Below are 25,241 nucleotides of genomic sequence, written 5' to 3' on the forward strand. Positions count from 1 at the left end.
CTATCGAGAGCGGTCGAAGGAAGGAGCAGCGGAGAGGCCCGCGGAGCGATCACGGCGCCGCGCCGCGAGGGCGGCGGCCGCCTCCGGCTCGCGGCGGGCGAAGCCGATGAGGAGGCCGAGGGCCACCAGTGACGGCAGCAGGGCCGAGCCGCCGTAGGACACGATCGGCAGCGGGATGCCGATGACGGGCAGCACGGCGAGCACCATCCCGACGTTGATGATCATCTGGCCCAGCAGCCACACCACGATCCCGAAGGTGGCGTAGCGGACGAACGGGTCCCGGGTGCTGAGCGCGACCCGGATGGCGGCGTAGGCGATGGTGAAGAACAGCGCGATCACGAGGAGGGTGCCGACGAGGCCGAGCTCCTCGCCGAGCACCGCGAAGATGAAGTCGGTGTGGGCCTCGGGCAGGTCACCCCACTTCTGCGTGGAGGCGCCGATCCCCTGACCGAACCAGCCGCCGCTCGACAGGGCGTAGAGACCGTGTGCGGGCTGCCAGCCGGCGTCGGTGTAGTCCTTGAACGGGTCGGTGAAGTGCGTGATGCGGTTGAGCCGCTCGGGGTCGGTGGCGGCGAGCGCGACGGCCGCGACGCCGAGCACGGACAGGCTCAGCCCGAAGAGCCTGAGTGGCGCGCCGACCACCCACAGCATGCCGAGCAGGATCGCGGCGAGGACCAGCGCGGTGCCGAGGTCGCGCCCGACGAGCACCAGCGCGATCACCGCGAACAGCCCTGGCACCACCGGCACGAGCAGGTGGTGGAGCTCGCGCAGGCGACGCTCCTTGTGGGCGTAGATGTTGGCGGCCCACAGGATGATCGCCAGCTTGGCGATCTCGGCGGGCTGGATGTTGACCGGGCCGAGTGCCAGCCAGTTCTTGTTGCCGTTGATGATCACGCCGAAGCGGGCGACCAGGCCCAGCAGCACCAGGGCGACGAGGAAGCCGGGATAGGCCAGGCGGCGTACGTGCCGGACGGGGATCCGGGACGCCACCCAGGCCGCGGGCACACCGAGGGCGACCCACATCAGCTGCCGCTTCACCACGGCGTAGGAGTCGTCGTAGGTCGTCCAGGCGTGCACGCTGGAGGCGCTCAGCACCATGATCAGGCCGATGGTGAGCAGCAGCGCGGACGCCCCGAGCAGCAGGTAGTAGGAGGCGAGCGGCTTGTCGACCGCCTCGCGCAGCGCACGCCAGCCACCGACGACGGTGTCGCGTACGCCCTGCCAGGCCGCGACCACGCCCGAGCCGAGAGGCGGACGGCCACGGTCGGGCGTGCCCTCGACGTCCTCGGGGTTCGCGGTGGTCACTCCTCGCGCTCCCCTCGTGTGGCGGCTAGTCGGTGCGGGCGATCCGTCGGTGCACGGCGGCCGCGAACGCGTCGCCGCGGGCGCCGTAGCTGGTGAACATGTCCATGGAGGCGCAGCCCGGCGCGAGCAACACCGTGTCACCGGACCTGGCGAGCCCGGCGGCCGCGTCGACCACGCGCTCCATCGGATCACCAGTCTCGTCGGCGCCCACATCGATGACCGGCACATCGGGCGCGTGTCGCGAAAGTGCGTCGGCCACGACGTGGCGGTCCCGGCCGAGCAGGACGACGCCGCGCAGCCGCTCGCGCGCGGCGACGACGAGGTCGTCGAAGCGCGCACCCTTGGCGAGCCCGCCGGCCACCCACACCACGTGCTCGAAGGCCGAGAGCGAGGACTGGGCGGCGTGCGGGTTGGTGGCCTTGGAGTCGTCGATCCACGTGACCCCGTCGGCCTCGGCGACGTGGGCGATGCGGTGGCCGTCGGGGCGGAAGGCGCGCAACCCGTCACGGACGGCCTGCTGGCTCACGCCGTGGGCACGGGCGAGGGCCGCGGCAGCGAGGGCGTTGGCGACGAAGTGGGGTGCGGGCGAGGCCAGGTCGGCCAGCGTGCACAGCTCGGCGGCGCTGGTGGCGCGCTCCTCGATGAAGGCCCGGTCGACGAGGAGGTCCTCGACGACACCGAGGTCGCCGGGCGCCGGCATGCCGAGGGTGAAGCCGACGGCGCGCGCGCCCTCGACGACGTCGGCCTCGCGGACCATCGCCTCGGTGGCGGGATCGGCGAGGTTGTGGACGCACGCGCGCTGCACCCGCTCGTAGATGCGCGCCTTGTCGGCGGCGTACGCCTGCATCCCGGTCGGTCCCCCGGGCTCGTCGTCGTACCAGTCGAGGTGGTCCTCGGCGACGTTGAGCACCACGGCCGACTCCGCGGACATCGAGTGCGTGTAGTGCAGCTGGAAGCTGGACAGCTCGACGGCGAGGACGTCATAGGGCTCGGGGTCCATCACGGCCTCGACGATCGGCAGGCCGACGTTGCCGACCGCGGCGGCGCGCAGGCCGGCCGCGGTCAGGATCGACTGCAGCATCTGCACGGTGGTCGTCTTGCCGTTGGTGCCGGTGACCGCGAGCCAGGGCGCGGGACGCTCGGGGTCGCGCAGCCGCCAGGCGAGCTCGACCTCGCCCCACACGGGGACGCCGCGCTCGACCGCCTGGGCCAGCAGCGGGGCGTCCGGCCGCCACCCGGGCGACGTGATGACGAGGTCGGTGTCGTCGGGCAGCACCGCGGTGGCGCCCGGCTCGAGTCGGATCGTGGCGCCGAGGGTCTCGAGCAGGCCGGCCTTCTCGGCCTTCTCCTCGCTCGTGGACTCGTCGAGCGCGGTCACCTGCGCGCCGAGGAAGAGCAGGTTGTCGGCGGCGGCGAAGCCCGAGACGCCGAAGCCGGCGACGACGACGCGTACGCCGGACCAGTCGCTGGTGCGCATCAAGGAGAGGACATCAGGTGCCATCGTCATCCGATTCCGGCGACCCACTCGGCGTAGAAGATGCCGAGGCCCGTGGCGACCGCGAGGCCGGTGACGATCCAGAAGCGGATCACGATGGTGACCTGCTCCCAGCCGAGCATCTCGAAGTGGTGGTGCAGCGGCGTCATCCGGAAGACGCGGTAGCCGGGTTGGACGCGGAAGACGCTCCGGAAGAGACCGCTGGCCCGGCTCAGCTTGAAGACCGAGACCTGGATCATCACCGAGACGGTGATCGCGACGAACAGCCCGCCGATGATCACGAGCAGCAGCTCGGTGCGGGTCATGATCGCGAAGCCGGCCATCGCCGCGCCGAGCGCCAGCGAGCCGGTGTCGCCCATCATGATCTGGGCGGGCGAGGCGTTCCACCAGAGGAAGCCGAAGCAGGCGCCGGTGATGGCGGCGGCGACCACGGCGAGGTCGAGCGGGTCGCGGACCTCGTAGCACTTGGGCCCGGCCTCGAGGGCGCACGACTGGCTGTTCTGCCAGATGTTGACCAGCGTGTAGGCCGCGAACACCAGGATCGAGGCGCCGCCCGCGAGGCCGTCGAGGCCGTCGGCGAGGTTCACCGCGTTGCTCGCACCGGTCACGATGAGCCAGATCAGCAGGATCGCCACGACGGCGGGGAGCGTGATGCCCTCGTAGTCGCGGATGAAGGAGAGATGGTCGGAGGCCGGTCGCCAGCCGCGCTCGTCCTCGAGCGCGGGCGAGAGTGCGAGGAAGCCGAAGACCAGGCCGACGACGGTCTGGCCGATCATCTTCGCGCGGCTGCGCAGGCCGAGGTTGTGCTGGCGGCTGACCTTGAGGAAGTCGTCGAGGAACCCGACCGCGCCGATGCCGACGAGCAGGAAGAGCAGCAGCAGCGCGGAGGCCGTCGGCGCCGTCTGGGTGATCAGCTTGGCCGCGAAGTAGCCGATCACCGTGGCGAGGATGATCACCGCGCCACCCATGGTGGGCGTGCCCCGCTTGGTGTGGTGGGTCGTGGGGCCGTCGTCACGGATCGGCTGGCCGAACCCCTGGCGCGTGAAGAAGCGGATCGCGTAGCGCGTGCCGAGCAGCGAGATCAGCAGGGAGAGTCCTCCTCCGAACAGGATGGCTCTCATCTCGTGGTGCTCCCTTCGTTGCCGCCCCGGGTGAGGAGGTCGTCGGCGATCAGTTCCAGCGCCGCCCCCCTCGATGCCTTCACGAGGACGACATCAGCAGCCGAGACATTGTGCCGCAGCCAGTCGGCAGCCTCGCCACGCCCCGCCGTGGGGATGGTCACCCGGCCCGTGCCGCCCGCTCCGGAGCCCTCCCTGAACCCGTCGGCGATCGCGGCGGCGGCGGGCCCGACCGCGACGAGGACGTCGACGCCGACGTCCGCCGCGTAGGCCCCGACGCCGTGGTGGGCGGCGGCCGCCTCGTCGCCGAGCTCGCGCATCTCGCCGAGCACCGCGACCGTACGCCGACCGCTGCGCGAGCCGATGCCGGCGAGGGTCTCGAGGGCGGCGCGCATGGACTCGGGGTTCGCGTTGTAGGCGTCGTTGACCACCACGAGGCCGTCGGCGCGCTCAGTGAGCTCCATCCGCCAGCGGCTGGCCGGTCCGGCGTCGGCGAGCGAGTCGGCCACGGTGTCGAGGTCGAGGCCGGCGGCGAGCGCCATCGCCGCCGCCGCCGCGGCGTTGCGCCACTGGAAGGCGCCGACCTGGGCGAGATGGACCGTGGCGTAGGACCCCCGGTGCGCGAGCTCGAAGGACTGGCGGCCGATCTCGTCGGTGGTCACCTCGCTCACCGACACGTCGGGTGGGTGCCCGGCCGAGCCGTCGCCGAAGGTGGTCACGGTGGCGGACGTGCGGGCGGCCATCGCGGCGACCAGGTCGTCGTCGGCGTTGAGGACGGCCGTGCCGTCGGCCGCCAGGGCCTCGACGATCTCACCCTTGGCACGGGCGATCGCCTCGCGGTCGCCGAACTCGCCGATGTGGGCGGTGCCGACGTTGAGCACGGCCGCGACGTGCGGCGGCGCGATCCGGCAGAGGTCGGCGATGTGGCCCACGCCCCGGGCGCCCATCTCGACGACGAGGTAGCGGGTCTCGGGCGTCGCGCGCAGGACGGTGAGCGGTACGCCGAGCTCGTTGTTGAAGTTGCCCCGGGTCGCCACGGTGGGGCCCGCCTCGGACAGCACGTGGGCGAGGTAGTCCTTGGTGCCGGTCTTGCCCTGCGACCCGGTCATCGCGAGGACCACCACGTCGGGCAGCCGGCTCACGACGTGGCGGGCCAGTCGCCCCAGCGCGGCGGTCACGTCGTCGACCACGACGGTCGGCAGCTCGGTCGGGCGGCTGCCCAGCACCGCGACGGCACCGGCGTCGCCGGCCGCCGACGCGAAGTCGTGGCCGTCGACGCGCTCCCCCGCCAGCGCCACGAACAGTCCGCCCGTCTCCGGCGTACGGGTGTCGACGAACGCAGCCCCCGTGACGGTCGCGGTGCCGTGGGCCACGCCACCGACGACCTCGGCGACCTCGGCGAGGCTCATCTCGATCATCGCGCGCCCCCGAGCCCGGAGATCTCCTCGGCGGCGACGACCCGGTCGTCGAACGGGTGCACCACACCGCCGACCTCCTGGCCGGTCTCGTGTCCCTTGCCGGCGATCAGCACCACGTCGCCGGGACGGGCACGGCGTACGGCCTCGCGCACCGCGAGTCGGCGGTCGCCGATCTCGAGGACCTCCGCCGTCGCGCCGTCGGCCCCGGCCAGGACGGCGGCGCGGATCGAGGCGGCGTCCTCGGTGCGGGGGTTGTCGTCGGTCACGATCACGACGTCGGCCAGCCGGCCGGCGATCTCCCCCATCACCGGTCGCTTCGAGGTGTCGCGGTCACCGCCCGCCCCGACCACCACGACGACCTGGCCGTCGGTGAGCGGACGCAGCGTGGCGAGCACGGCCTCCAGCGCGTCGGGCTTGTGGGCGTAGTCGACGACCACGGTGAAGTCCTGCCCGGCCGACACCGGCTCGAGGCGACCCGGTACGCCGCCGACCTGCGCGATGCCGTCCGCGACCCGGCGCGGGTCGAGGCCGGCGAGGGCGGCGGACGCGATCGCTGCGAGGGCGTTGGAGACGTTGAACTCACCGGGGAGGCGGACCGCTGAGGGGACCTCGACCCCGGGGCCGCGGACGGTGAAGGTCGCACCGTGCGGGCCGAGGTCCACGTCGACGGCCTGCCAGTCGGCGTCGGCACCGCGCGAGGAGTAGGTCGCCATCGGGATCGTGGCGACGTCGAGGAGCCGACGGCCGAAGTCGTCGTCGAGGTTGGTGAGGCCGACCGCCGCGCGCTCCGGCGTGAAGAGGCCGGCCTTGGCGGCGAAGTAGTCGTCGAGGTCGGCGTGGAAGTCGAGGTGGTCGCGACCGAGGTTGAGGAACACCGCCACGTCGAAGACCACCCCGTCGACCCGGCCCATCACCAGCGCGTGGCTGGAGACCTCCATCGCACAGGTGTCCACGCCACGCTCGCGCATCACCGCGAAGAGGCCGTGCAGGTCGGGCGCCTCGGGCGTGGTGAGCTGGGTCTTCACGTCCTCCCCGGCGATCCGCGTGCCGACCGTGCCGATCACGGCCGACGTCACGCCCGCCGCGGTGAGGCCCTGCTCGAGCACGCGGGTCGTGGTGGTCTTGCCCTGCGTGCCGGTCACGCCGATGACCCGCAATCCCGTGGCGGGCTCGCCGTGGAGGTGGGCGGCGAGGCGGCCGAGGACGCGGCGCGGGTCGGGCACCACGATCGCGGGCGTGCCCTCCGGCAGCCGGTCCGCACCGGCGGCGTCGGTCAGCACGCCCACGGCGCCGGCAGCGAGCGCCTGCTCGGCGAAGTCCGCGCCGTGGGCCCGGGCACCCGGGAGGGCGGCGTACAGGTCACCGGGCCGCAGGCGTGCGGTGCTCAGCGAGAGGCCGGACACGGCGACGGCCAAGTCGCCGTGACGGACCACGCCCGAGCCGGGCGGGAGGGCGGTGGACAGCCAGTCGGCGAGCTCCGCGGCGGAGGTCGACGGGGCCACGCGCGGGCGCGTCGCGCTGCCCGGGTCTGCTGCGTGGTCCACCGGCCGAGCGTATCGACTCACCACTCGACGGGGAGACGCGACGGCGTGCCGCCGGTCGGCTCCACGCCGTAGCGGCCGAGGACGTAGCCCATGATCCGCGAGAACACCGGACCGGCCACCGATCCGCCGCCGCCGTCGACCTTGGGGGCGTGGACCACGACGTAGACGGTGAAGCGGGCGTCGTCGGCCGGGGCGAACCCGCCGAAGGACAGCGACGTGCTGCCGTCGTAGCAGCCGCACTCGGGGTCCACGCGCTGCGCGGTGCCGGTCTTGCCGGCCACGAGGTAGCCCGGGACCTGGGCGCGAGGCGCGACGCCGTCCTCGGGGTCGACGACCTTCTCCATCATCTTCGCGGTGGCGCGGGCCGCCTGCTTGCTCACCACGCGCGAGCGGGTGGCGACGTCGGTCCCGACGGTGACGCCGTCGTCGGTGACCGCGGCGCCGGAGATCACGCTCGGGGAGACCCGTACGCCGCCGTTGGCGATCGTGTTGACCGCCGCGGCCATCTGGACGACGTTGACCGACAGCGACTGCCCGAAGGCCACGCGGTCCTTGGTCTGCGACGTCATCGCCTCACCGGGCGTGAGGATGCCGGGGGTCTCGCCGCGGACACCGATGTCGGTCCGCCGGCCGAGCCCGAAGCGGTTGAGGTAGTCGACGAGCTGCACCGGCGTGAACGCGTCGGCCGCGAGCACGGTGCCGATGTTGGACGACTTCGCGATGATGCCGGCCAGGGTCAGCCGGATGTTGCCGTGGTCGAACCAGTCGCCGATGACCCGGTCCTGGCGAGCGAGGTTCGGCGGGACCTTGAAGCGCTGCCGCGGGAAGGCCTTGCCGGCGTCGATGAGCGCGGCCGCGGTGAGCACCTTCTCGACCGAGCCCGGCTCGTAGGTGTCGCTCATCGCCCGTGAGCCGAGGTCGTCGGTGGACGCCGCCTCGGTGGGCTCGTTGGCGTCGAAGGTGGGCACGTCGGCGAGCGCGAGGACCTCGCCGGTGCGGGTGTCCATGACGACGGCCGCACCGCTCTCGGCGCGGTACTGCTGGACGGTCTGGGCCAGCACCTTCTGGGTGAACCACTGGAGGTCGCGGTCGATCGTCGTGCGCAGCGGAGCGCCGTTCTGGGCTGCCTTGAGGGTGCTCTCGCGCAGCGGGATCCGTACGCCCTTGCCGGAGTTGGACTGCCAGGTGGCCTCGCCGTCGACACCGGCGAGCTGCTTGTCGAAGGTGCGCTCGAAGCCGCCGAGCGGCTCGTCGGTGCCCATGTAGCCGAGCAGGTTGGCCGCCACGTCGCCCGCGGGATAGGCGCGGATCGGGTCGTCCTCGAGGCGGATGCCCTCGAAGCCGGCGTCCTCGACCGCGGCGAGCGTGTCGCCCGCGAGGGTGCTCGGCACCCGCCGGGCGACGTACTCGTAGCGGCTGCCCTCGTTGCGACCCTCCAGCGCGGTGAGTGCCTTGAAGTAGTCGATGGAGAGCCGTTCCGACAGGAGGGTGGCGAGCTCGGGTGCCCGGTCGGCGGTGAGAGCGGGGTCGGCGATGACCATCTTGCCCTTGACCGAGTCGGCGAGCGGGATGCCGTTGCGGTCGAGGATGTCGCCGCGCTCGGCCGGGAGCGTCACCCGGGCCGCGCCCTCGGCAGCGGCCATGGCGGCGTACGACTGCGGGTCGACGCCCTGCAGCTGCACGAGCCGGGCGCCGAAGAACGAGAGGGCCATCGCGATCACGACGAAGCCGATCCGCAGGCGTAGCATCGGCGCGCCGCGCGAGGCGCCACGCCTGGTGCGGGTGCTCGGCACTGGTCTCCCTCTCCTGCCGACTCCGGTCTGGAGGCGGCGTGATCGTCAATCTAGGTCGGTCATCGCGTCGATCGGCGCGACCGCGCCGTCAGCGGTCGCGGTTCTTGCGCTGCTTGCCCTGCTGGCCGGTCGGCTCCGCTGCGGCCGCTGCGGCCGCGGCCTGCTCCTCCGCCGTCGGCGTGGCGGGCACCTCGACGACGATCGGCGCCGGAGCGAGGTTGGCCGGCTTGATCGGCGCCGGCGGTTGCAGCTGGATCGCGTTCTCGCGGGTGGCCGGCGTGCGCACGCCGCTCGTCCTGCCCGACTCGAGGTCGAGGAAGACGGGCGCGGAGGGGATGACCATCCCCATCTGCTGGGCCTGCGTCGCGACCCGCTGCGGGTCGCGGAGCTCGTCGAGCTCCATGCGCAGCGTCTGCTCGCGGGCGGCGAGCGTGTCGGCCTGGCTCTCCAGCGACGACGCCGCGAACGACGCCTGCTGCATCGAGGTGTTGAACAGCAGCAGCCCGACGATGCCACCCACGAGGACCAGGCTCACGAGCGTCACGAACGGCACCCGCGGCGCCCGGCTCCGCACCCGCGGCACCACGGTGAGGCGGGCCCGGTCGACGGCCTCCTGGGCGATGCGGGTGACGCGCGTGCGTGGCTGGAGGGCGGGACTGCTCATCGGGCGACTCCTGGGGAAGTGGAGCGGGTGGCTGGACGAGGCCGGACACGCTCGACGGCGCGCAGGCGTACGGAGGCGGCTCGGGGGTTCTCGGCGATCTCGTGCTCGTCGGCCTGCTCCGCGCCCCGGGTGACCAGGCGAAGCGCGGGCTCGGCGCCCTCGGGCACGAACGGCAGGTCCGGCGGCACGTCGAGGCGGGTGGCGTCGGCGAAGGCCCGCTTGACCAGGCGGTCCTCGAGGGAGTGGTAGGACTCCACGACCACGCGGCCACCGACCCCGATCACCTCGATCGAGGCGGGGATGGCCCGGCGCAGCACGGCGAGCTCGTCGTTGACCGCCATCCGCAGGGCCTGGAAGGTGCGCTTGGCCGGGTGGCCGCCCGTACGACGTGCCGGCGCGGGGATCGTCGCGTAGAGCAGCTCGACCAGCTCGGCGCTGGAGGAGAACGGCGTCGTCTCCCGGCGGCGGACCACCTCGCGGGCGATCCTGCTGGCGAACTTCTCCTCGCCGTACTCCCGCAGGATGCGGGTGAGCTCCTGGGCGGTCGCGGTGTTGAGGAGGTCGGCAGCGGTCTGCCCGGTCGTGGGGTCCATCCGCATGTCGAGCGGCGCGTCCTCGGCGTAGGCGAAGCCACGCTCGCGGACATCGAGCTGCATGGAGGAGACGCCGAGGTCGAAGAAGACGGCGTCGACGTGGTCGAGGCCGAGCGAGGCGACCACCTCGGGCAGCTCGTCGTAGACCGCGTGCACCGCGGTGAAGCGGTCGCCGTGGGCGGCGAGCCGCTCGCTCGCCATCCGGAGGGCCTCGGGGTCGCGGTCGATCCCGATGACGCGGGCCTGCGGGAGTCGCTCGAGGACGGCCTCGCTGTGGCCGCCGAGGCCGAGGGTGCAGTCGAGGTAGACCGAGCCGGGGGACTCGAGCGCAGGCGTCAGCAGGGCGACGACCCGGTCGAGGAGCACCGGGGCGTGGCGGGGAGTCGTCATCTGCTCAGCCCTGGGATCCCAGGTGCGTGAGCAGGAGGAGCGCCAGGGCGAGGCCGCACGCCGTGGCTGCGGAGAACGCGATCAGGGCGGCCGCCTCGCGCGCCTGGTCACGCACCCGCAGCGGCGGTGCCGCGGCGGTGCGTCCCAAGGGCTGGGTGGTGCTCATGGTCTCGACCCCACTTGTTGCTGCTGGCGTGTGCTGCTGACGTGTGCTGCTGACGTGTGCTGCTGACGTGCGTGCCGACGTTGGCGGTGCGGCTGACACCCCCCGTCGTGTGGCACGGGGTGAGCCGCCGCACCAGGTCCCTGCCCGCTCCCCTGCGCTGGGAAGTGCCCTCTGGTGCCGGGGAAGTGCCCCAGATGGCCCACGCGAGGAGCGGGCTCGAGACCTGGTGATGCGGGTCGCGACGTCAGCTGTGGAGTTGTCGGGCGGTGCGGGTGCGGGTGGTTCAGATGCCGGGGAAGACCTCGTCGCTGAGCTCGGAGAACTTCTGCTCCTGCTCCTCGGAGTAGGTCGCCCAGGCGGTCGGGTCCCAGATCTCGATCCGGTTCATCGATCCGATGACGACGCACTCCTTGCGGAGCGAGGCGTACTCCCGCAGCGGTGCCGGGATGTTGATGCGCCCCTGCTTGTCCGGCACCTCCTGGCTGGCGGCGGCGAACAGCATGCGGACGTAGTCGCGGGTGTTCTTCTGCGTGACCGGCGCCTCTCGGAGCCGGTCGGTGAGCCTCCCGAAGTCCTCCAGCGACCAGACGGTGAGGCAGCGCTCCTGCCCCCTGGTCACCACGAGTCCCTCCGTCAGCTCGTCCCTGAACTTCGCCGGGAGGAAGAGCCGGCCCTTCTCGTCGAGCTTGGGCGTGTAGGTGCCGAAGAACATCCGGCACCTCCCCTTGCTCGGCGGGCAGATCGACCCTGTCCCCCACTTCGCCCCACAGTACGCCACTTTCCTCCACCGTCAACCAGATTCAGCGTGTTTCACGCGTGAATTTCGGTGATCCGGCGGCTCTCGTACCCGCCGGCTCGCGACCGCCGATCGGGCCGGCCGAGCGGGAGCGGACGCGTTCCCACGCTCAGGACGGCCGGACCGGACCCCGGGTGGAGCGCCGGTGGGGAGCAGCGGCCAGGGGTGGTGGAGCGAAGTGGGGAAAGCCGTGCGAGCAGGTGTGTATGTTGCGCGCACCACATACCGTGTTCTCAGCGTGACGAGGACGGACGAGGGGACGTAACAGACGTGACGACAGGGTTCTCCGGGCAGGCGCCCGACCTGGACACCGTGGGCCGGGTGACCGGCGCCGTGCGCCAGAACATCGAGCGGGTCATCGCCGGCAAGCCGGACGTGGTCAACGCCGCACTGGTCGTCCTGCTCGCCGAGGGCCACCTGCTCATCGAGGACGTGCCCGGAGTCGGCAAGACCCAGCTGAGCAAGGCCCTTGCGCGCAGCATCGACTGCTCCGTGCGGCGCATCCAGTTCACGCCGGACCTGCTGCCCTCCGACGTCACCGGCGTCTCGGTCTTCAACCAGGACACCCGCGAGTTCGAGTTCCGACCCGGCGGGGTCTTCGCCAACATCGTGGTCGGCGACGAGATCAACCGCGCGTCGCCCAAGACCCAGTCCGCGCTCCTCGAGGCCATGGAGGAGCGCCAGGTCACCGTCGACAACGCGACCTACATGCTCGAGAAGCCCTTCATGGTGATCGCCACCCAGAACCCCATCGAGATGGAGGGCACCTACGCGCTCCCCGAGGCCCAGCGCGACCGGTTCATGGCGCGGGTCTCGGTCGGCTACCCCGTGGAGTCCGCCGAGATCGCGATGCTCGAGGGTCACACAGCCCACAACCCGCTCGACGACCTCGAGCCCGTCACCGACGCCGGTGAGATCCGCAAGGTGATCGAGATCGTCGGCAGGGTCCACGTGTCGTCGGCCGTGCAGCGCTACGCCGTGGCCCTGACCACGGCCACCCGCACCAGCAACGACCTCCACCTCGGCGCCTCGCCCCGCGCCACGCTGCACCTCGTACGGGCGGCCAAGGCGGTCGCCGCGACCCAGGGTCGCGACTACGTCCTCCCCGACGACATCCACGGCATCACCTCGCCGGTCCTCGCGCACCGGCTGCTGCCCAACGTCGAGGCGACGATGAGCGGACGCACCACCGCAGCGATCCTGTCCGGGATCGTCGAGTCGGTGCCCGTGCCCACGGCGCCCGACACCCGCGGCAGCCGTGCGTGAGGCACTCGGTGCCCTGACCGTCCGCGGACGGGCGTTCCTCGCCGCCGGCATCACGACGGTCGTCGCGGCGATCGTCGTCGGCCACTCGTCTGTCGTCCGGATCGGCGTCCTCGTCGCGGTGCTGCCGCTGCTCACCGCGTGGTGGGTCGGCCGCTCCCGCTACCGCCTCTCGCTGGTGCGCACGGTCTCCCCGCAGCTCGTCGTCGCGGGGCAGCCGGCGACCGTCGAGCTCACCGTCTCCAACGAGTCGCGGACGCCCACGGGGGTGCTGCTGCTCGAGGAGCGCCTCCCCTACGTCCTCGGCACCCGACCGCGCTTCGTGCTCGAGGGGCTCGGCCACGGCTGGCGTCGCCACGCGGCCTACCAGGTCCGCTCAGAGCTGCGCGGCCAGTTCGACATCGGCCCGATGTCGGTGCGGGTGACCGACCCGTTCGGGCTCGTCGAGCTCGGGCGCACCTTCCACGCCACCGCCCGGCTCACGGTCACGCCGCGCACCGTCGCTCTGCCGAGCATCCCGCTGGGCGGCGCGTGGACCGGGTCCGGCGACAACCGGCCCCGCGCGTTCGCGACCGGAAGCGCCGAGGACGTCACGGTCCGCGAGTACCGCCGTGGGGATGACCTCCGTCGCGTCCACTGGCGCAGCTCGGCCCGCGTGGGCGAGCTGATGGTGCGGCGCGAGGAGCAGCCTTGGCAGTCGCGCGCGACCGTCTTCCTCGACAACCGCGGCACCTCGCACCGCGGCCAGGGGGCGGCGAGCTCGCTGGAGGGCGCCGTGTCGGCGGCCGCCTCGATCGCCGTCCACCTCGCCCACCACGGCTACACCGTGCGGCTGGTCACCGCGTCCGGCGACAGCCGCGAGACCGAGTGGCACTCCCACACCGCAGGGGCCGGCACGATCCCGCTGCTCGAGGCCCTCGCGGTCGTCCAGCTCGACCACTCCCCCGCCCCCGACACCCAGTGGCTCGCCGAGCCCGGGCACGGCGGCCTCACCATCGGGATCTTCGGCGGGCTCGGCGATTCCGACCTGCCGTTCCTGCGCCGTCTCCAGCACCACGCGTCGTCGAGCCTCGCGATCGCTCTCGACGTCGACGCCTGGGCACCGCACCTGCCCGTGCAGCCCGGACCGGGCGCGGCCGCACACCTCACCTCGACCGGCTGGCGGTCCATCACCGTGGGCCCGCGCGACCGGCTCGACACGGCCTGGCAGGAGCTCGGCCTGCTCCAGAGCCGCGCGACCGCCTCGGCGGGAGCCGCGCGATGAGCGCCCCGTGGAGCACGCTCCCCCACCAGCTGCGAATGGCCGGCATCGCCCTCCTCGCCGGCTGGACCACCGTCCTGTCGTGGCGCGTGCTCACCGAGGGCTTCGCGCGGGTCGGCATCCCGCTCCTCCTCATCGGCGTCGTCCTCGCCGGGGCCGGTGCGGTGGCGCGGTGGCAGCGGCTGCCCGCCGCCGGCATCATCGCCACCCAGCTCGTCGTCGCCGCGCTGCTCGTGCTCGGGACCACGACAGGCTCGCCCCTTCCGACCCCGGGCAACGTCGACGTCTTCGTCGCCGCCCTCCAGGACGCGCTCGAGACGTCGCGCAGCTTTGCCGCGCCCGTCCAGCTCGGCGTGCCACCGGTGCACCCGCTGCTGCTCATCGGCGGCGCACTGGTGGTGCTGCTCGTCGACGTCATCGCCTGCACCCTGCGCCGGGCGCCCGTGGCCGGCCTCGTCCTGCTGGCGGCGTACACCCTGCCGGTCGCCGTCACCGGCAACCCGGTCTCGTGGTGGCTCTTCGCCGTGATCGCCGGGCTGTTCCTCACCCTGGTGTTCCTCCAGCACAGCGACCACGTCACCAGCTGGGGGCGCGCCCCCGACGGCGAGAAGGGCTCCTTCTCCGTCCGCACCGGCGCGATCGCCAACACCGCCCTCGCCCTGGGGACGGCCGCCATCGCCCTGGCGGTGGTCGTGCCCGCCGCCGTGCCCACGATGAGCATGAGCGTCTTCGAGGGCAACGGCCCCGGCACCCGCGAGGTCGAGGTCCAGGACCCGATGGTGGACCTGCGTCGCGACCTGCGCCGCGGCGTCGACGTGCCGCTCCTGTGGGTCACCACCTCCGGTCCCAGGCCGAGCTACCTCCGCTACACCGTGCTCTCCCGGTTCAGCGGCTCGGAGTGGACGCCCGGTGACCGCGAGATCCCCGAGTCGCAGTCGGCCACGGGTGCACTGCCCCCTCTCGACGGCGTCGGGCTCGACGTGCAGCGCCGCGAGTTCAAGTACGACGTGCGCGTCGGGCCGGACTTCCGCTCCACGTGGCTGCCCACCGCCGCGCAGACGTCGCGCATCGCTGCGAGCACCGACTGGCGCTACGACCTCAACACCCGCGACGTGATCGCGGCTCGCGAGGACGTCACCACCGCCGACAGCACGTACGACTACACCGGCGTCCAGCTGACCTACGACGCCGACTCGATGAACTCCGCCGTCTCCGGTGCGGGCGCCGTGGCCGGCATCTTCACCGAGGTGCCGAGCACCCTCAACAACGAGATCCGGCGCCTCGCGGCGACCGTGACCGCCGACGCCCCCACCCGCTTCCAGAAGGCCCAGGCGCTGCAGCGGTGGTTCCGCGAGGACGGCGGATTCCGCTACGACATCGGCCAGGTGCCGTCGGCAGGGGACGGCGGCGCCGACCTGCTGGCGTTCCTCGACGACCGCGTCGGCTACTGCGAGCAGTTCGCGGCCTCGATGGCCATCATGGCGCGGGTGATCGGCATCCCGAGCCGCGTCGCAGTGGGGTTCCTCGAGCCCGACCGCGCCACCAACGGGTCGTGGGAGTTCTCCTCGCGCGACCTGCACGCGTGGCCCGAGCTCTACTTCCCCGGCTCCGGGTGGGTGCGCTTCGAGCCCACACCGCAGGCCCGCGCCACCCAGCCGCCGGACTACACCGAGGCCGAGTTCGAGGCGGTCCCCGAGACCGCGTCGCCCAGCGCCAACAGCTCGACCGAGCTCCTCCCCGAGCGCGGCGAGCAGGCCGACGCCGAGGATGCGGCCGCCGACGAGAACACCTCGTCCATCCCGTGGGTCCCGGTCCTGGCGGCGCTGCTCGGCCTGGGCGTCGTCGCCCTGCTGCTGACGAGCCCCCGGCTGGTGCGCGCCGCGCGCCGCCGGCGCCGCCTGGCCGGCGACATCGAGGACCTGTGGGTCGAGCTGCGCGACGTCGTCCGCGACCTGGGGCACGCGTGGCCCGACGGCCGCTCACCGCGCCGCGCCGGCGACTGGCTCGGCCGGCTCCTCGCGGCGCCCGTCCACGACGCCTCACGGCCCGACCGACCCCGGCGCGGCCGCGACCAGGCCCCGGAGGCTGCGGACGCCCTCGACCGGCTGGTCGCGGCCCTCGAGCACAGTCGCTACGCACGCGACCCGGAGACCTTCACCGCCGACCGCTTCGCCGACGACCTCACGCTCGTCGAGGACGCGCTGGCCGCGGGAGTCACGCCGCGCGAGGTGCGGCGTGCCGCGTGGTGGCCCGCCTCGGTGGTGGGCCACCGTACGTCGTGGCGCTCGCGCACCCGTACGGGTCAGTCCCGGAGCGACGCCACCGCCGAGGAGGCCGGCCGGTCGGTCGACGAGCTCGTCGGCTGAGCCAGGCCGCCGGGGCGCAGGCGAACGAACGCCCCGGTCCGTGGGCCGGGGCGTCGAGTGATGGAGCGGAAGCTCAGAAGCCGCGCTCGCGGCGTCGACGCCACCGCTCCTCCATGCGCTCCATGAAGGGAGCGCCGGAGCGCTGCCGGCCCTGTCGGCCGGGGCGGTGCTGGCGGCCGCCGTCGACGACGCCGAAGCCGGTGCGACCCGACGACCGCACCTTGGGGGCTGGGCGGCCCGGCGTGCGCGCGGACGTGAGGGCGAGGATCGCACCGCCCAGCATGATCACGAAGCCCGCCACGCCGACCACGGTCTGGAGGACGGAGGTGAGGTCGAGCAGCACGGCGACGATGAGGAGGCCGATGCCGGCCAGGACGACGCCACCGCCTGCGATCATCCGGCGGCGGGCCGTGCGGGCGATCGACGTGCCGCGCAGCGTGGAGGCGAGCTTCGGGTCTTCCTCGACGAGGGCGCGCTCCATCTGCTCGAGCAGTCGCAGTTCTTCCTCGGAGAGCTCCACGGTTCCTCCTCACCTTCTTGTCGCAAGTCTAGGCACGCTCTTCCAGTCACGGTAGGCGTCCCCCGAAAATTCCACCCGGACGCAGGGGGCAGCCCCCCACCCGGGCGGTGCCGCGTCGCTCACCGGGCTAGACGAGGCTGGCCGGACGCACCGCGGCCGCCCCGAACCGCCTGGTCGCGCGGTCGACCGCGCGGTCCGCCTCCGCCCAGCCGCGGTCGGGCTCGCCGAGCTCCAGCTGGTGGTGCACGGTGGCGCGCGGGACGAGGCCCTCGACGCGTACGCCCACCAGCCGCAGGCGGGCGCGCTGGAGGCCGAGCCGGTCGTAGAGGCGGGTGGCGGCGCGATGGATCTCGACCGTGACGTCGGTGGCCTCGCCGAGGGGCCGGGAGCGGGTGATGGTGGTGAAGTCGGCGAAGCGGACCTTGATGGTGACCGTCCGTCCGGCAACCCCGGCCGCGCGCATCCGCCCGGCGACGCGGGCGGAGAGGCGCAGCAGCTCGCGGACGATGACGTCGCGGTCGTCGGTGTCACGCGCGAAGGTCTCGTCGGCGCCCATCGACTTCTCCGGCTCGTGCGGTCCGGCGCTGACGTGCAGCTCGCCCCGGTCGGTGCCCCAGGCGAGGTGGTGCAGCTCGCGACCGAGGTGGTGGCCGACGGCACGCTGGAGGGTGTCGAGCGGGGTGTGCGCGACGTCGCCGACCGTGAGCAGGCCGAACCGGTGGAGGAGCGCCTGGGTCTTCTCCCCCACGCCGTAGAGCTCCCCGACGTCGAGCGGGTGCAGGAACGAGGTCACCTCGGCCGGCGGCACCACCAGCACCCCGTCTGGCTTGGCCCGACGGCTGGCGAGCTTGGCGACCGAGATCGTCGCCGCCACCCCCACCGAGCAGGTGATGCCCTGTTCGTCGTGGATCGTCGACCGCAGCCGCTCGGCGATCCGCGCCGGCGGGCCGAGACGACGGGTGGAGCCCCGGACGTCGAGGAACGCCTCGTCCAGCGACAACGCCTCGACGAGCGGCGTGACCTCCCGGAAGGTCTCCATCACCGAGGCGGACACGCTCGTGAAGGTGTCGTAGTCGGGCGCGAGCACGACGACGTGGGGACAGAGGCGGCGTACGCGGGTCATCGGCAGGGCCGAGCGGACGCCGTAGCGGCGAGCGACGTAGTTGGCCGCGAGCACGACACCCCGGCCGCTGCCGCCCACCACCACCGGCTGGTCGACGAGGTCAGGACGTTCGCGCAGCGCGACGGAGGCGTAGAAGGCGTCCATGTCGACGTGGAGGATCGGTGTCACCGTCACGCCGCACCCCCGTCGGGGCGTGACGGGGTGGTGCCACCGGCGGACGGGTCAGCGGCGGAGGGGTCAGCGGCGGCGGGCGATGACGTGGACCTGCGCCGCGAGGGGGAGGTACTCGGGTCGTGTGGAGACTGCACGCTCGAGCTCGACCAGGGCCGCGGTCGCGCCGGGCTCGAGGTCGAGGAGGCTGCCCGGCACCAGGTCGGAGAAGACTCGCACCGCGTGCACGGACGTCGGCTCCAGCCCCGCAGCACCGAGGAGGTCGACGACCTCGTCGTGGGTGAAGCGTCGGCCGCCCCGGCCGCCGGCCGGGGCCGTCGCATCGCCGTCGAGAAGCTCGCGCGCGGCCTGGAAGTGGCCGGCCATCGCTCGGGCCACCACGGCTGCGTGGCGCTGCGCGACGAGCAGGCTGAGGTGACCGCCGGGACGCAGCGCGCCGGCGATCGCCGCCAGGGAGGCTGCCGGGTCGTCGACCATCTCGAGCACGCCGTGGCACAGGACGAGATCGGCGTCGTCGACCAGGCGCGCGAGGTCGTCGAGGTCACCCTGCTGGCCGGTGACGCGGTCGGCCACGCCGCCTTCGCGGGCGCGACGGTCGAGCGAGGCGAGGGCGTCGGGGCTGGGGTCGATGACCTGGACCGAGTGCCCGAGCTCGGCCAGCGGGACGGCGAACCCTCCGGTGCCACCACCGACGTCGACGATGCGGGCCTGCTGGTCGTGGAACGCCCCGGGAGCCTCGAGGAGGCGGCGTACGCCGTCCCACACCACTCCGGCCCGGACCGACTGGCGGCGCTCGCTGGCAGAGGCGGTGGCGGGAGGCTGCATGGGCCCAACCCTAGTGCGTGGGGGGTGGTCATCCCGGACTCCCCGGGCTGCGGTGCCAGAGGTGGCGCGCGACGTCCTTGGCGGGGTCGCCGGCCGGCCTGGTGTCGGAGTAGGGCGAGACCCGGAACCCGCTGGGGTGGACGAGCACCCGGCGCCCGGCCGGGTCCTCGCCGCTCGGGTCGCGTGGCCGTGCCAGCTCGGCGCGCACCAGCGCCGCCCCGTCCTCGCCGGACCGCGCGCCGAGCCACAGCCCGTGGAGGGTCGGGAGGTCCCATGCGCCCGTGGCACGGACTGAGACGCCTCGGCGTCCGGTGCGGCGCAGCTCGCCGCGCACCAGCAACAGCCACGAGGAGAAGATCGTGGTGGCGTGAGGGCCTTGGGCGTCGTCGAAGAAGGTGGCGTCGATCGGACCGGTGCCGTCGTCGACGGTGAGGAAGACGACCCGGCGCCCGGACCTGACCGGCGGGGTCTGGGTGGCGACCTTCACCCCGGCGACCAGCAGGTCGGCGCGGCTGCGACGCCTCAGCAGGTCGCGGCTGCGGGTCACCCCGAGTGCGTCGAGGAACGGGTCGTAGGCCGCGACGGCGTGCTGGCTGACGTCGAGGCCGAGGATCTCCAGCTCGGCGCGCATCCGGTCGAGCGTGGTCATCTCCGGCAGCCCGCTCGGCCGCTCCCCGGGCTCCCCCGGCTCGTCGCCGAGACGGAGGGTGAGCTGCACCGAGTCGGCCGGGGTCACCGGTCCGGCGGCACGTGACTGCGCGGCTGCGCGCGCCCACACGCCCCCGTCGGCGAGCGCGTGACGCTCGGTGGACGCGGACCCCGCTCGCAGCGTCGGGTCCGAGCTGTTGCGCGCGGCCGCGGCGCTGGCCGACCCTCCGCTCGCGGACTCGGCGGACGGCGTACGCCGCGCGGTCGGCCCGCGGCCCCGCGCCCGCGAGCCGCGGTCGACCGAGCGGGCGTAGCGGTCGAGCTCGGAGACCTGCAGCAGCAGGTCGCGGCGCGTCACCCGGCCGCGCCGGTGCACCGCCTGCTCGCCGGAACCGATGCCGTAGACGCCGTCGAACCCGCCGGCGAGGACCAGCCGTTCCAGGATCGGCCGGGCGACCCGTGCGCGGTGGAAGAAGTCGGACAGCGAGGCGTACGGCGCGCCGTCCCGGGCCTCGACGATGCGGGCCACCTCGGCCGAGCCGATGCCCTTGACGTCGGCGAGCGAGAGCCGGATGGCGTGTCCTTCGCCGGTCAGGCTCGCCTCGACGAGGTAGGACGACGCGCTGGAGTTGACGTCGAGGCCGAGCACCCCGACACCGAGCTGGCGGGCGTCGTCGAGGATGAGCCGCTTGGGGTACATGCCGGGGTCGTGCGTCAGCACGCCCGCCAGGAAGTGGGCGGGCCAGTGGGTCTTGAGCCAGGCCGACTGGTAGGTCGGGAGCGCGAAGGCCGCGGCATGGGCCTTGCAGAAGCCGAACGACGCGAACGCCTCCAGCACGGCCCAGAGCTGCTCGACCAGCCCGAGGTCGTAGCCGCGGGCGAGGGCGCGGGGGAAGAACCAGGCCCTCGTCGCCGCCATCCCCTCGGTGGCGCCGAGGGCCCGCCGCTTCTCGTCGGCCTCGGCGAGGGTGACGCCGGCGAACCGGGCGACGATCTCGATCACCTGCTCGTGGAACACGACCACGCCGCGGGTCTGCTCGAGGATCGGTCGCAGGTCGTCGTGGAGGTAGCGGGCGCTCGACCAGCCCTGCTTGGCCTCGAGGTAGGGGGTGACCATGTCGCTCTTCACCGGGCCCGGGCGGAACAGCGAGATGTCGATGACGATGTCGTCGAAGGTCTCGATGCCGGACTTGCCGACGAGCTCGCGCTGGCCCGGCGACTCGATCTGGAAGACCCCGAGGGTCCGGGCGCTGCTGATCAGCTCGAAGGTCGCCGGGTCGTCGAAGGGCACCTGCCGCTCGTCGTCGAGGTCGATGCGCACGCCGTCGACCCGCTCCACCTCCGCGACCGCGTGGGCCATCGCCGACTGCATCCGGATCCCGAGCACGTCGAGCTTGAGCAGGCCCAGCTCCTCCACGTCGTCCTTGTCGAACTGGCTCATCGGGAACCCGGCCCAGGACGCCTCGACCGGGGTGCGGTCGAGCAGCGTGGCGTCGGAGAGCAGGACGCCGCACGGATGCATGGCGATGTGGCGCGGCAGGCCGTCGAGGCGCTCGACGAGTCCGAAGAACCGGTCGAGCGCTCCGTCGCCGAGCCCGCTCGCGCGCAGCTCGGGCAGGTCGCGCAGCGCACGCCGGGCCTCGCGGGCGCGGACGTGCGGGAACGCCTTGGCGATCGCGTCGACCTCGCCGGGCGGCATGCCGAGCGCGGCGCCGACGTCGCGCACCGCGTGGCGGACCCGGTAGGTGTCCATCATCGACACGGTGGCGCACCGCTCGCCGCCGTAGCGGTCGAGGATCGCGCGGTAGACCTCCTCGCGCCGGGCGGACTCGACGTCGACGTCGATGTCGGGCAGGGAGGCGCGCAGCGGGGAGAGGAACCGCTCCATCAGCAGCCCGTGCCGCAACGGGTCGACCCCGGAGATGCCGAGCAGGTAGGTGACGATGCTGCCGGCTCCCGACCCACGGGCGGCACGACGGATGCCCATGCGGGCGACCAGGTCGGTCACGTCGGCCACCGCGAGGAAGTAGGAGGCGTAGCCGAGGGTGGCGATGGTCAGGAGCTCCTGGTCGAGCCGCGTCCAGATGCGCAGGCGGGGCGCGCTGCCGTAGCGGTCGCCGATCGCGGCCTCGCACCGGTGGCGCAGCAGCGCGTCGGCGGTCTGCTCGCGGGAGGCGCCGCCCGTCAGCTCGAGCTCCGGGAAGTGCACCTCACCGATCCCGAGGTCGCGGCGCGGGTCGAGCGCGCAGCGGTCGGCGACCAGGCGGGTCCGGGCGAGCAGTCGGCGGCCCCCGGCCCTGCCGTCGCCGAGCCCGGCGAGCCGGCAGACCTCCTCGGCGACCTCGCCCATCTGCTTGCCGGACTTGAGGAAGCCCTCGGCGTTGCCACGGGCGGCCGACGGACCGACGTCGCGCAGGCCGGCCGAGCCGAGCGGGACCAGCCGCCGGGCGGCGTCGAGCACGTCGATCGTCGGCGCGTCGAGGCGGTCGGCGTAGCGCACGGCGTTGGTGAGCACCGTCGTGAGGCCGGCCGTGCGGGCGACGCCGAACATCCGGGCGGCGTGGGGGGAGGTGCCCGGACCCCAGTCGCCCCGGCGGCCGCCGAGGCGGTGCGAGACCAGCTCGACGACGAGGTTCTCGCGGGGCAGCAGGTCGAGCCACGGTGCGATCGCGGCCAGGCCCAGGTCGTCGCGTCGGCGCGTCGCGGCGAGGCCCAGCTCGGAGGACGGCCCCAGCAGGGCGACCACGTGACCGCCGGCCAGGTGCGGGGCGAGCACGTCGAGGGTGGCGACCGGTCGGCCGCGCTCCCCCGCGAGGTGGACCGCGGAGACCATCCGGCACAGCGCCGCCCACCCTGCCCGGCCGTTGGCCAGGAACGTCACCCGCGGACTGCCCGGCCCGTCGGCCGCCCCCGGCGGCGCCTCGCGGAACGCGCCCCCGCGCGTCGGCGTACGTCTGGTGTCGCGGCGGGCGGGGACCGGACCGGCTGGCCGCACCACCGACGACACCGGGGCGACCGCGAGGTCGACCCCCAGCACCGGCCTGATGCCGGCGCTGCGGGCCGCGCGGACGAACCTGACCGCACCGTAGGTGCCGTTGCGGTCGGTGAGGGCGAGGGTGTCCATGCCGTGCTCTGCGGCGCGCTCCACCAGCACGTGCGGATGGGACGCGCCGTACTGGAGGGAGTAGCCGGAGGCGACGTGCAGGTGGACGAAGGGGTCGCGCGACACCTCGCTCCCTCAGGCGACGCTGGCGTGCGGGACCAGGCCCAGCGCCTGCTCGACGACCGCCAGGAACCGGTCGGCGTCGCGGACCAGGTCGTCCGCCTCGCGCTCCGTCACCGCTCGGGTCGACCCTGCCTCGGCGGCCGCCCGCTTGGCGGCACCGGCGGCGAAGAAGGTCGCCCACTCCGAGAGCTCCGGTGCGACCTCGGCGAGCAGGACCCAGGCGTTCTTCTGCCGCCGCGCGCGCGGGGCGGGCCGGGCGCGCGCCGCCAGCAGGGCCGCCGCGGCGCACAGGGCCGCCACGTGGGCGCAGGCGTAGCGGGTGGGCACGTCGCGAGCGGTGATCGCGTCGCGCAGGGACGTCGCGGAGCGCTCGAGGTAGGAGTGGGCGGTGGCCGGCAGCATGTGGGGACCCATCGGTGCCCCCTCAGTCCAGGCAGCCGACGAGCTGCCAGCGCCCATCGGTCCAGTCGAAGGACAGGTCGAAGACGCCGTAGGTGTCCTCGTCACCGGCGACGGTGCGTGCGCTCCGCCTGGCGCCCGGCCCGCGGCCCGCCTCCACCCGCCAGAGCTCACGCTCGGCGACGAGGTCGGCGGCCGCGTGCCGCACGTCGTCGTGCGCCCCCTGCCACCAGGGACCGGTCTCCACCCAGTGCGCGACCACGGTGCGCACCTTCCACAGCCTGCCCCGCCACAGGAACTGGTCAGGGTCCTCGGCCTCGCCCCGTCGCACCTCGACGGGGTCGTCGTACTGCCTCATCGCGCCTCCTCGCACATCCGTCGACCCCGCGGCCGACCCGGGCAGCGGTGGGGGTCGAGGTCACCGCCACCCGGGCCGCATCGAACATCTGTTCGAACACCGCGAACGGTACTACCCCCCACCGACAGTCCGTCAAGGGCCGGTCGTCAGGTGGTGGAGGACGCGCGGAGGACCGGCGCCACGGCGGAGCCTCAGCCCCGGCGCAGGAAGTCGGTGGTCTCCCGGCGCCACAGGAAGAACGAGAGCACCAGGCCCTCGAGGATCACCAGCGCCGACAGCACCACGAAGATCACCGGGAGGTGCGAGTCGAGGCAGACGACGCCGACGAGGACCCCGACCCCGGCGGTGGCGGCGAGCACCGGGCGGGTCCACCCGTGGCCGCCGACGAAGAACGACCCGAGCACCAGCGCGAGCACGGCGAAACCGACGAACGCCACCACGGCGAGCGCCACGAACCCCGGCACGATGGGGCTCTCGCGCAGCTGCGCGATGCCGCCCTGGGCCAGGATCTCCTGCGCCGACGGGTTGCCCTCGGCCCAGCCGAGGATCACCTCGTCGCGCATCCACCAGATCAGCAGCGTGATCACGCCGGCGGTGGCCACGATCAGTCCGAGCACTCGCATGCTGTTGACCACGGATCCGGGCAGGTCGCGCGCCATCTGAAACTCCCCTGAGGCTCGTCGTCGTTCGTCGCTAGGCTCGGATCATGGCGACCGAGCACGCATCCATCACCTCGTTCCGAGGCGACCTCGTCCGGCGCGGCGGCACCGGTGACGTGGTCATCCTGCCCGACAGCGCCCACACTGCGGCACTCGCCGCGGCGGCGCTGGGCTGCGAGGTCGGCGCGATCGCCAACAGCCTGCTCTTCGACGGCGACGGAGGACCCGTCCTCATCCTCACCTCGGGGGCCCATCGCGTGGACACCACGACGGTCGCCGAGCGCATAGGCGTGGGCCGCCTGGAGCGCGCCGACCCCGACTTCGTGCGCCGCCACACCGGGCAGGTGATCGGCGGGGTCTCTCCCATCGACCATCCCGCCCCCGTCCCGACGTGGATCGACCCGTGGCTGCGGCAGCACGAGGTCGTGTGGGCCGCGGCCGGGCACCCGTCGGCGGTGTTCTCGACGACCTACGACGAGCTGGTCGCGATGACCGGTGCCGTCGAGGTCGAGGTCGTCTGAGGGGACAGCACGTGGACGCACTGGCGCTGACCTTCTCGAGCGGGTGGGCGAGCGGCATCAACGCCTACCTCGTCGTGCTGGTGCTCGGCATCTCCGACCGGGTCGGGTCGTTCGCCGAGATCCCCGACGTGCTGGGCCGGTGGGACGTGCTGGCCGCGGCCGGATTCATGTACGCGATGGAGTTCATCGCCGACAAGATCCCCTACATCGACTCGACCTGGGACGCGATCTCCACCGCCGTCCGCCCCACGGCGGGCGCGGTCATCGGCGTCCTGCTCGCCGGGGACGCCTCCTCCCTCGACCAGGCCGTGCTGGGAGTCGTGGGCGGCGGCACCGCGCTGCTCAGCCACCTGGTCAAGGCCGGCAGTCGGCTGGCGATCAACACCTCGCCCGAGCCGGTGACCAACATCGCGGCCAGCCTCGCCGAGGACGCCGCGGTCCTGGTCGTGGTGTGGTTCGCGATTGAGCACCCCCGCGCTGCCGCGGCCGTCGCCGGCGTCCTGCTGCTGCTGGGACTGGTCGTCGTCCACCTCCTCGCCCGCCTGGTCCGCAGGGGCTGGCGCCGGTGGAGGCAGGAGGAGCCCTTCCACCAGGTCGCCTGAGGTCCACCGGTCGGGCT

At 73.4% G+C, this 25,241-nt stretch carries 22 protein-coding genes; 5 read left to right on the forward strand and 17 right to left on the reverse strand.

The features are described 5' to 3' along the window. The 10 genes from ftsW to mraZ form a co-directional block, all read right to left on the reverse strand. The gene (gene ftsW, locus EXE59_RS20770) at positions 1-1,305 is read right to left on the reverse strand and encodes a putative lipid II flippase FtsW (protein WP_246056948.1); all 1,305 of its coding nucleotides are present in this window, start codon (positions 1,303-1,305) and stop codon (positions 1-3) included. Positions 1,306-1,330: 25 nt separating this feature from the next. Next, positions 1,331-2,782 carry a UDP-N-acetylmuramoyl-L-alanine--D-glutamate ligase gene (murD, locus tag EXE59_RS20775; protein ID WP_246056950.1) on the reverse strand — a complete coding sequence of 484 codons (1,452 nt, stop codon included), beginning with the start codon at positions 2,780-2,782 and terminating at the stop codon, positions 1,331-1,333. A 26-nt stretch (positions 2,783-2,808) separates the two neighbouring features. Then, a complete protein-coding gene (gene mraY / locus EXE59_RS20780) occupies positions 2,809-3,921 on the reverse strand; it encodes a phospho-N-acetylmuramoyl-pentapeptide-transferase (RefSeq protein ID WP_135840604.1) in 1,113 nt (370 codons plus the stop codon). Further along, positions 3,918-5,336, reverse strand: a complete 1,419-nt coding sequence (locus EXE59_RS20785; RefSeq protein WP_135840605.1) for a UDP-N-acetylmuramoyl-tripeptide--D-alanyl-D-alanine ligase — start codon at positions 5,334-5,336, stop codon at positions 3,918-3,920. The genes mraY and EXE59_RS20785 overlap by 4 nt, the downstream gene beginning before the upstream one ends. Beyond that, positions 5,333-6,880, reverse strand: a complete 1,548-nt coding sequence (locus EXE59_RS20790; RefSeq protein WP_246056951.1) for a UDP-N-acetylmuramoyl-L-alanyl-D-glutamate--2,6-diaminopimelate ligase — start codon at positions 6,878-6,880, stop codon at positions 5,333-5,335. The genes EXE59_RS20785 and EXE59_RS20790 overlap by 4 nt, the downstream gene beginning before the upstream one ends. A 17-nt stretch (positions 6,881-6,897) precedes the next feature. Continuing rightward, positions 6,898-8,673, reverse strand: a complete 1,776-nt coding sequence (locus EXE59_RS20795; RefSeq protein WP_246056953.1) for a peptidoglycan D,D-transpeptidase FtsI family protein — start codon at positions 8,671-8,673, stop codon at positions 6,898-6,900. Between the two features lie 88 nt (positions 8,674-8,761). Continuing rightward, entirely contained in the window at positions 8,762-9,337 is a 576-nt protein-coding gene (gene ftsL, locus EXE59_RS20800) for a cell division protein FtsL (protein ID WP_135840606.1), read from the reverse strand. Next, positions 9,334-10,320 carry a 16S rRNA (cytosine(1402)-N(4))-methyltransferase RsmH gene (gene rsmH / locus EXE59_RS20805; protein WP_135840607.1) on the reverse strand — a complete coding sequence of 329 codons (987 nt, stop codon included), beginning with the start codon at positions 10,318-10,320 and terminating at the stop codon, positions 9,334-9,336. Before rsmH ends, ftsL begins: the two co-directional genes overlap by 4 nt. A gap of 4 nt (positions 10,321-10,324) precedes the next feature. Next, positions 10,325-10,486, reverse strand: coding sequence for a hypothetical protein (locus tag EXE59_RS23965; protein ID WP_168218621.1), 162 nt, complete (start codon positions 10,484-10,486; stop codon positions 10,325-10,327). 283 nt (positions 10,487-10,769) lie between these two features. Next, positions 10,770-11,198 carry a division/cell wall cluster transcriptional repressor MraZ gene (mraZ, locus tag EXE59_RS20810; protein ID WP_056607086.1) on the reverse strand — a complete coding sequence of 143 codons (429 nt, stop codon included), beginning with the start codon at positions 11,196-11,198 and terminating at the stop codon, positions 10,770-10,772. A gap of 354 nt (positions 11,199-11,552) precedes the next feature. Between mraZ and EXE59_RS20815 the strand changes: the two genes are divergently transcribed. Genes EXE59_RS20815 through EXE59_RS20825 form a run of 3 tightly spaced genes read left to right on the forward strand, consistent with a single transcriptional unit; the run spans position 11,553 to position 16,172 of the window. Next, on the forward strand, positions 11,553-12,548 hold the full coding sequence (locus tag EXE59_RS20815) for an AAA family ATPase (protein WP_135840608.1): 996 nt from the start codon (positions 11,553-11,555) through the stop codon (positions 12,546-12,548). Then, the gene (locus EXE59_RS20820; RefSeq protein ID WP_135840609.1) at positions 12,541-13,809 is read left to right on the forward strand and encodes a DUF58 domain-containing protein; all 1,269 of its coding nucleotides are present in this window, start codon (positions 12,541-12,543) and stop codon (positions 13,807-13,809) included. The genes EXE59_RS20815 and EXE59_RS20820 overlap by 8 nt, the downstream gene beginning before the upstream one ends. Then, positions 13,806-16,172 carry a transglutaminase TgpA family protein gene (locus EXE59_RS20825; protein ID WP_135840610.1) on the forward strand — a complete coding sequence of 789 codons (2,367 nt, stop codon included), beginning with the start codon at positions 13,806-13,808 and terminating at the stop codon, positions 16,170-16,172. Before EXE59_RS20820 ends, EXE59_RS20825 begins: the two co-directional genes overlap by 4 nt. A 73-nt stretch (positions 16,173-16,245) precedes the next feature. Here the strand turns inward: EXE59_RS20825 and EXE59_RS20830 are convergent, their stop codons facing one another. The 7 genes from EXE59_RS20830 to EXE59_RS20860 form a co-directional block, all read right to left on the reverse strand. Further along, positions 16,246-16,692, reverse strand: a complete 447-nt coding sequence (locus EXE59_RS20830; protein WP_135840611.1) for a DUF3040 domain-containing protein — start codon at positions 16,690-16,692, stop codon at positions 16,246-16,248. A gap of 127 nt (positions 16,693-16,819) precedes the next feature. After that, positions 16,820-17,989 (reverse strand): DNA polymerase IV, encoded by a 1,170-nt coding sequence (gene dinB / locus EXE59_RS20835; protein ID WP_246056955.1) that lies wholly within the window; start codon positions 17,987-17,989, stop codon positions 16,820-16,822. Positions 17,990-18,052: 63 nt separating this feature from the next. Continuing rightward, positions 18,053-18,811 carry a methyltransferase domain-containing protein gene (locus EXE59_RS20840; RefSeq protein WP_135840612.1) on the reverse strand — a complete coding sequence of 253 codons (759 nt, stop codon included), beginning with the start codon at positions 18,809-18,811 and terminating at the stop codon, positions 18,053-18,055. A gap of 28 nt (positions 18,812-18,839) precedes the next feature. After that, entirely contained in the window at positions 18,840-22,688 is a 3,849-nt protein-coding gene (locus tag EXE59_RS20845) for a DNA polymerase III subunit alpha (protein ID WP_135840613.1), read from the reverse strand. Positions 22,689-22,697: 9 nt separating this feature from the next. Continuing rightward, the gene (locus EXE59_RS20850; RefSeq protein ID WP_135840614.1) at positions 22,698-23,099 is read right to left on the reverse strand and encodes an SAV_6107 family HEPN domain-containing protein; all 402 of its coding nucleotides are present in this window, start codon (positions 23,097-23,099) and stop codon (positions 22,698-22,700) included. Between the two features lie 10 nt (positions 23,100-23,109). Next, positions 23,110-23,442 carry a DUF6504 family protein gene (locus EXE59_RS20855; protein WP_135840615.1) on the reverse strand — a complete coding sequence of 111 codons (333 nt, stop codon included), beginning with the start codon at positions 23,440-23,442 and terminating at the stop codon, positions 23,110-23,112. A 191-nt stretch (positions 23,443-23,633) separates the two neighbouring features. After that, a complete protein-coding gene (locus EXE59_RS20860) occupies positions 23,634-24,101 on the reverse strand; it encodes a hypothetical protein (RefSeq protein ID WP_135840616.1) in 468 nt (155 codons plus the stop codon). 47 nt (positions 24,102-24,148) lie between these two features. Here EXE59_RS20860 and EXE59_RS20865 point away from each other — a divergent pair, with 47 nt between their 5' ends. Both EXE59_RS20865 and EXE59_RS20870 read left to right on the forward strand, forming a co-directional pair. Then, positions 24,149-24,622 carry a YbaK/EbsC family protein gene (locus EXE59_RS20865; protein WP_135840617.1) on the forward strand — a complete coding sequence of 158 codons (474 nt, stop codon included), beginning with the start codon at positions 24,149-24,151 and terminating at the stop codon, positions 24,620-24,622. 11 nt (positions 24,623-24,633) lie between these two features. Then, complete coding sequence (locus EXE59_RS20870) at positions 24,634-25,224, forward strand: DUF4126 domain-containing protein (protein WP_135840618.1); 591 nt, start codon at positions 24,634-24,636, stop codon at positions 25,222-25,224. The last annotated feature ends 17 nt before the right edge of the window (positions 25,225-25,241 follow it).

This window comes from Nocardioides eburneiflavus (assembly GCF_004785795.1).
GTDB classification, from domain to species: Bacteria; Actinomycetota; Actinomycetes; order Propionibacteriales; family Nocardioidaceae; genus Nocardioides; species Nocardioides eburneiflavus.

Coding starts and splice junctions, on each gene's coding strand:
- EXE59_RS20785 (WP_135840605.1), bottom strand. CDS start 5,336: ATGATCGAGATGAGCCTCGCCGAGGTCGCCGAGGTCGTCGGTGGCGTG.
- EXE59_RS20855 (WP_135840615.1), bottom strand. CDS start 23,442: ATGAGGCAGTACGACGACCCCGTCGAGGTGCGACGGGGCGAGGCCGAG.
- ftsL (WP_135840606.1), bottom strand. CDS start 9,337: ATGAGCAGTCCCGCCCTCCAGCCACGCACGCGCGTCACCCGCATCGCC.
- EXE59_RS20840 (WP_135840612.1), bottom strand. CDS start 18,811: ATGCAGCCTCCCGCCACCGCCTCTGCCAGCGAGCGCCGCCAGTCGGTC.
- EXE59_RS23965 (WP_168218621.1), bottom strand. CDS start 10,486: ATGAGCACCACCCAGCCCTTGGGACGCACCGCCGCGGCACCGCCGCTG.
- EXE59_RS20850 (WP_135840614.1), bottom strand. CDS start 23,099: ATGGGTCCCCACATGCTGCCGGCCACCGCCCACTCCTACCTCGAGCGC.
- EXE59_RS20825 (WP_135840610.1), top strand. CDS start 13,806: ATGAGCGCCCCGTGGAGCACGCTCCCCCACCAGCTGCGAATGGCCGGC.
- rsmH (WP_135840607.1), bottom strand. CDS start 10,320: ATGACGACTCCCCGCCACGCCCCGGTGCTCCTCGACCGGGTCGTCGCC.
- mraY (WP_135840604.1), bottom strand. CDS start 3,921: ATGAGAGCCATCCTGTTCGGAGGAGGACTCTCCCTGCTGATCTCGCTG.
- EXE59_RS20860 (WP_135840616.1), bottom strand. CDS start 24,101: ATGGCGCGCGACCTGCCCGGATCCGTGGTCAACAGCATGCGAGTGCTC.
- murD (WP_246056950.1), bottom strand. CDS start 2,782: ATGCGCACCAGCGACTGGTCCGGCGTACGCGTCGTCGTCGCCGGCTTC.
- mraZ (WP_056607086.1), bottom strand. CDS start 11,198: ATGTTCTTCGGCACCTACACGCCCAAGCTCGACGAGAAGGGCCGGCTC.
- EXE59_RS20865 (WP_135840617.1), top strand. CDS start 24,149: ATGGCGACCGAGCACGCATCCATCACCTCGTTCCGAGGCGACCTCGTC.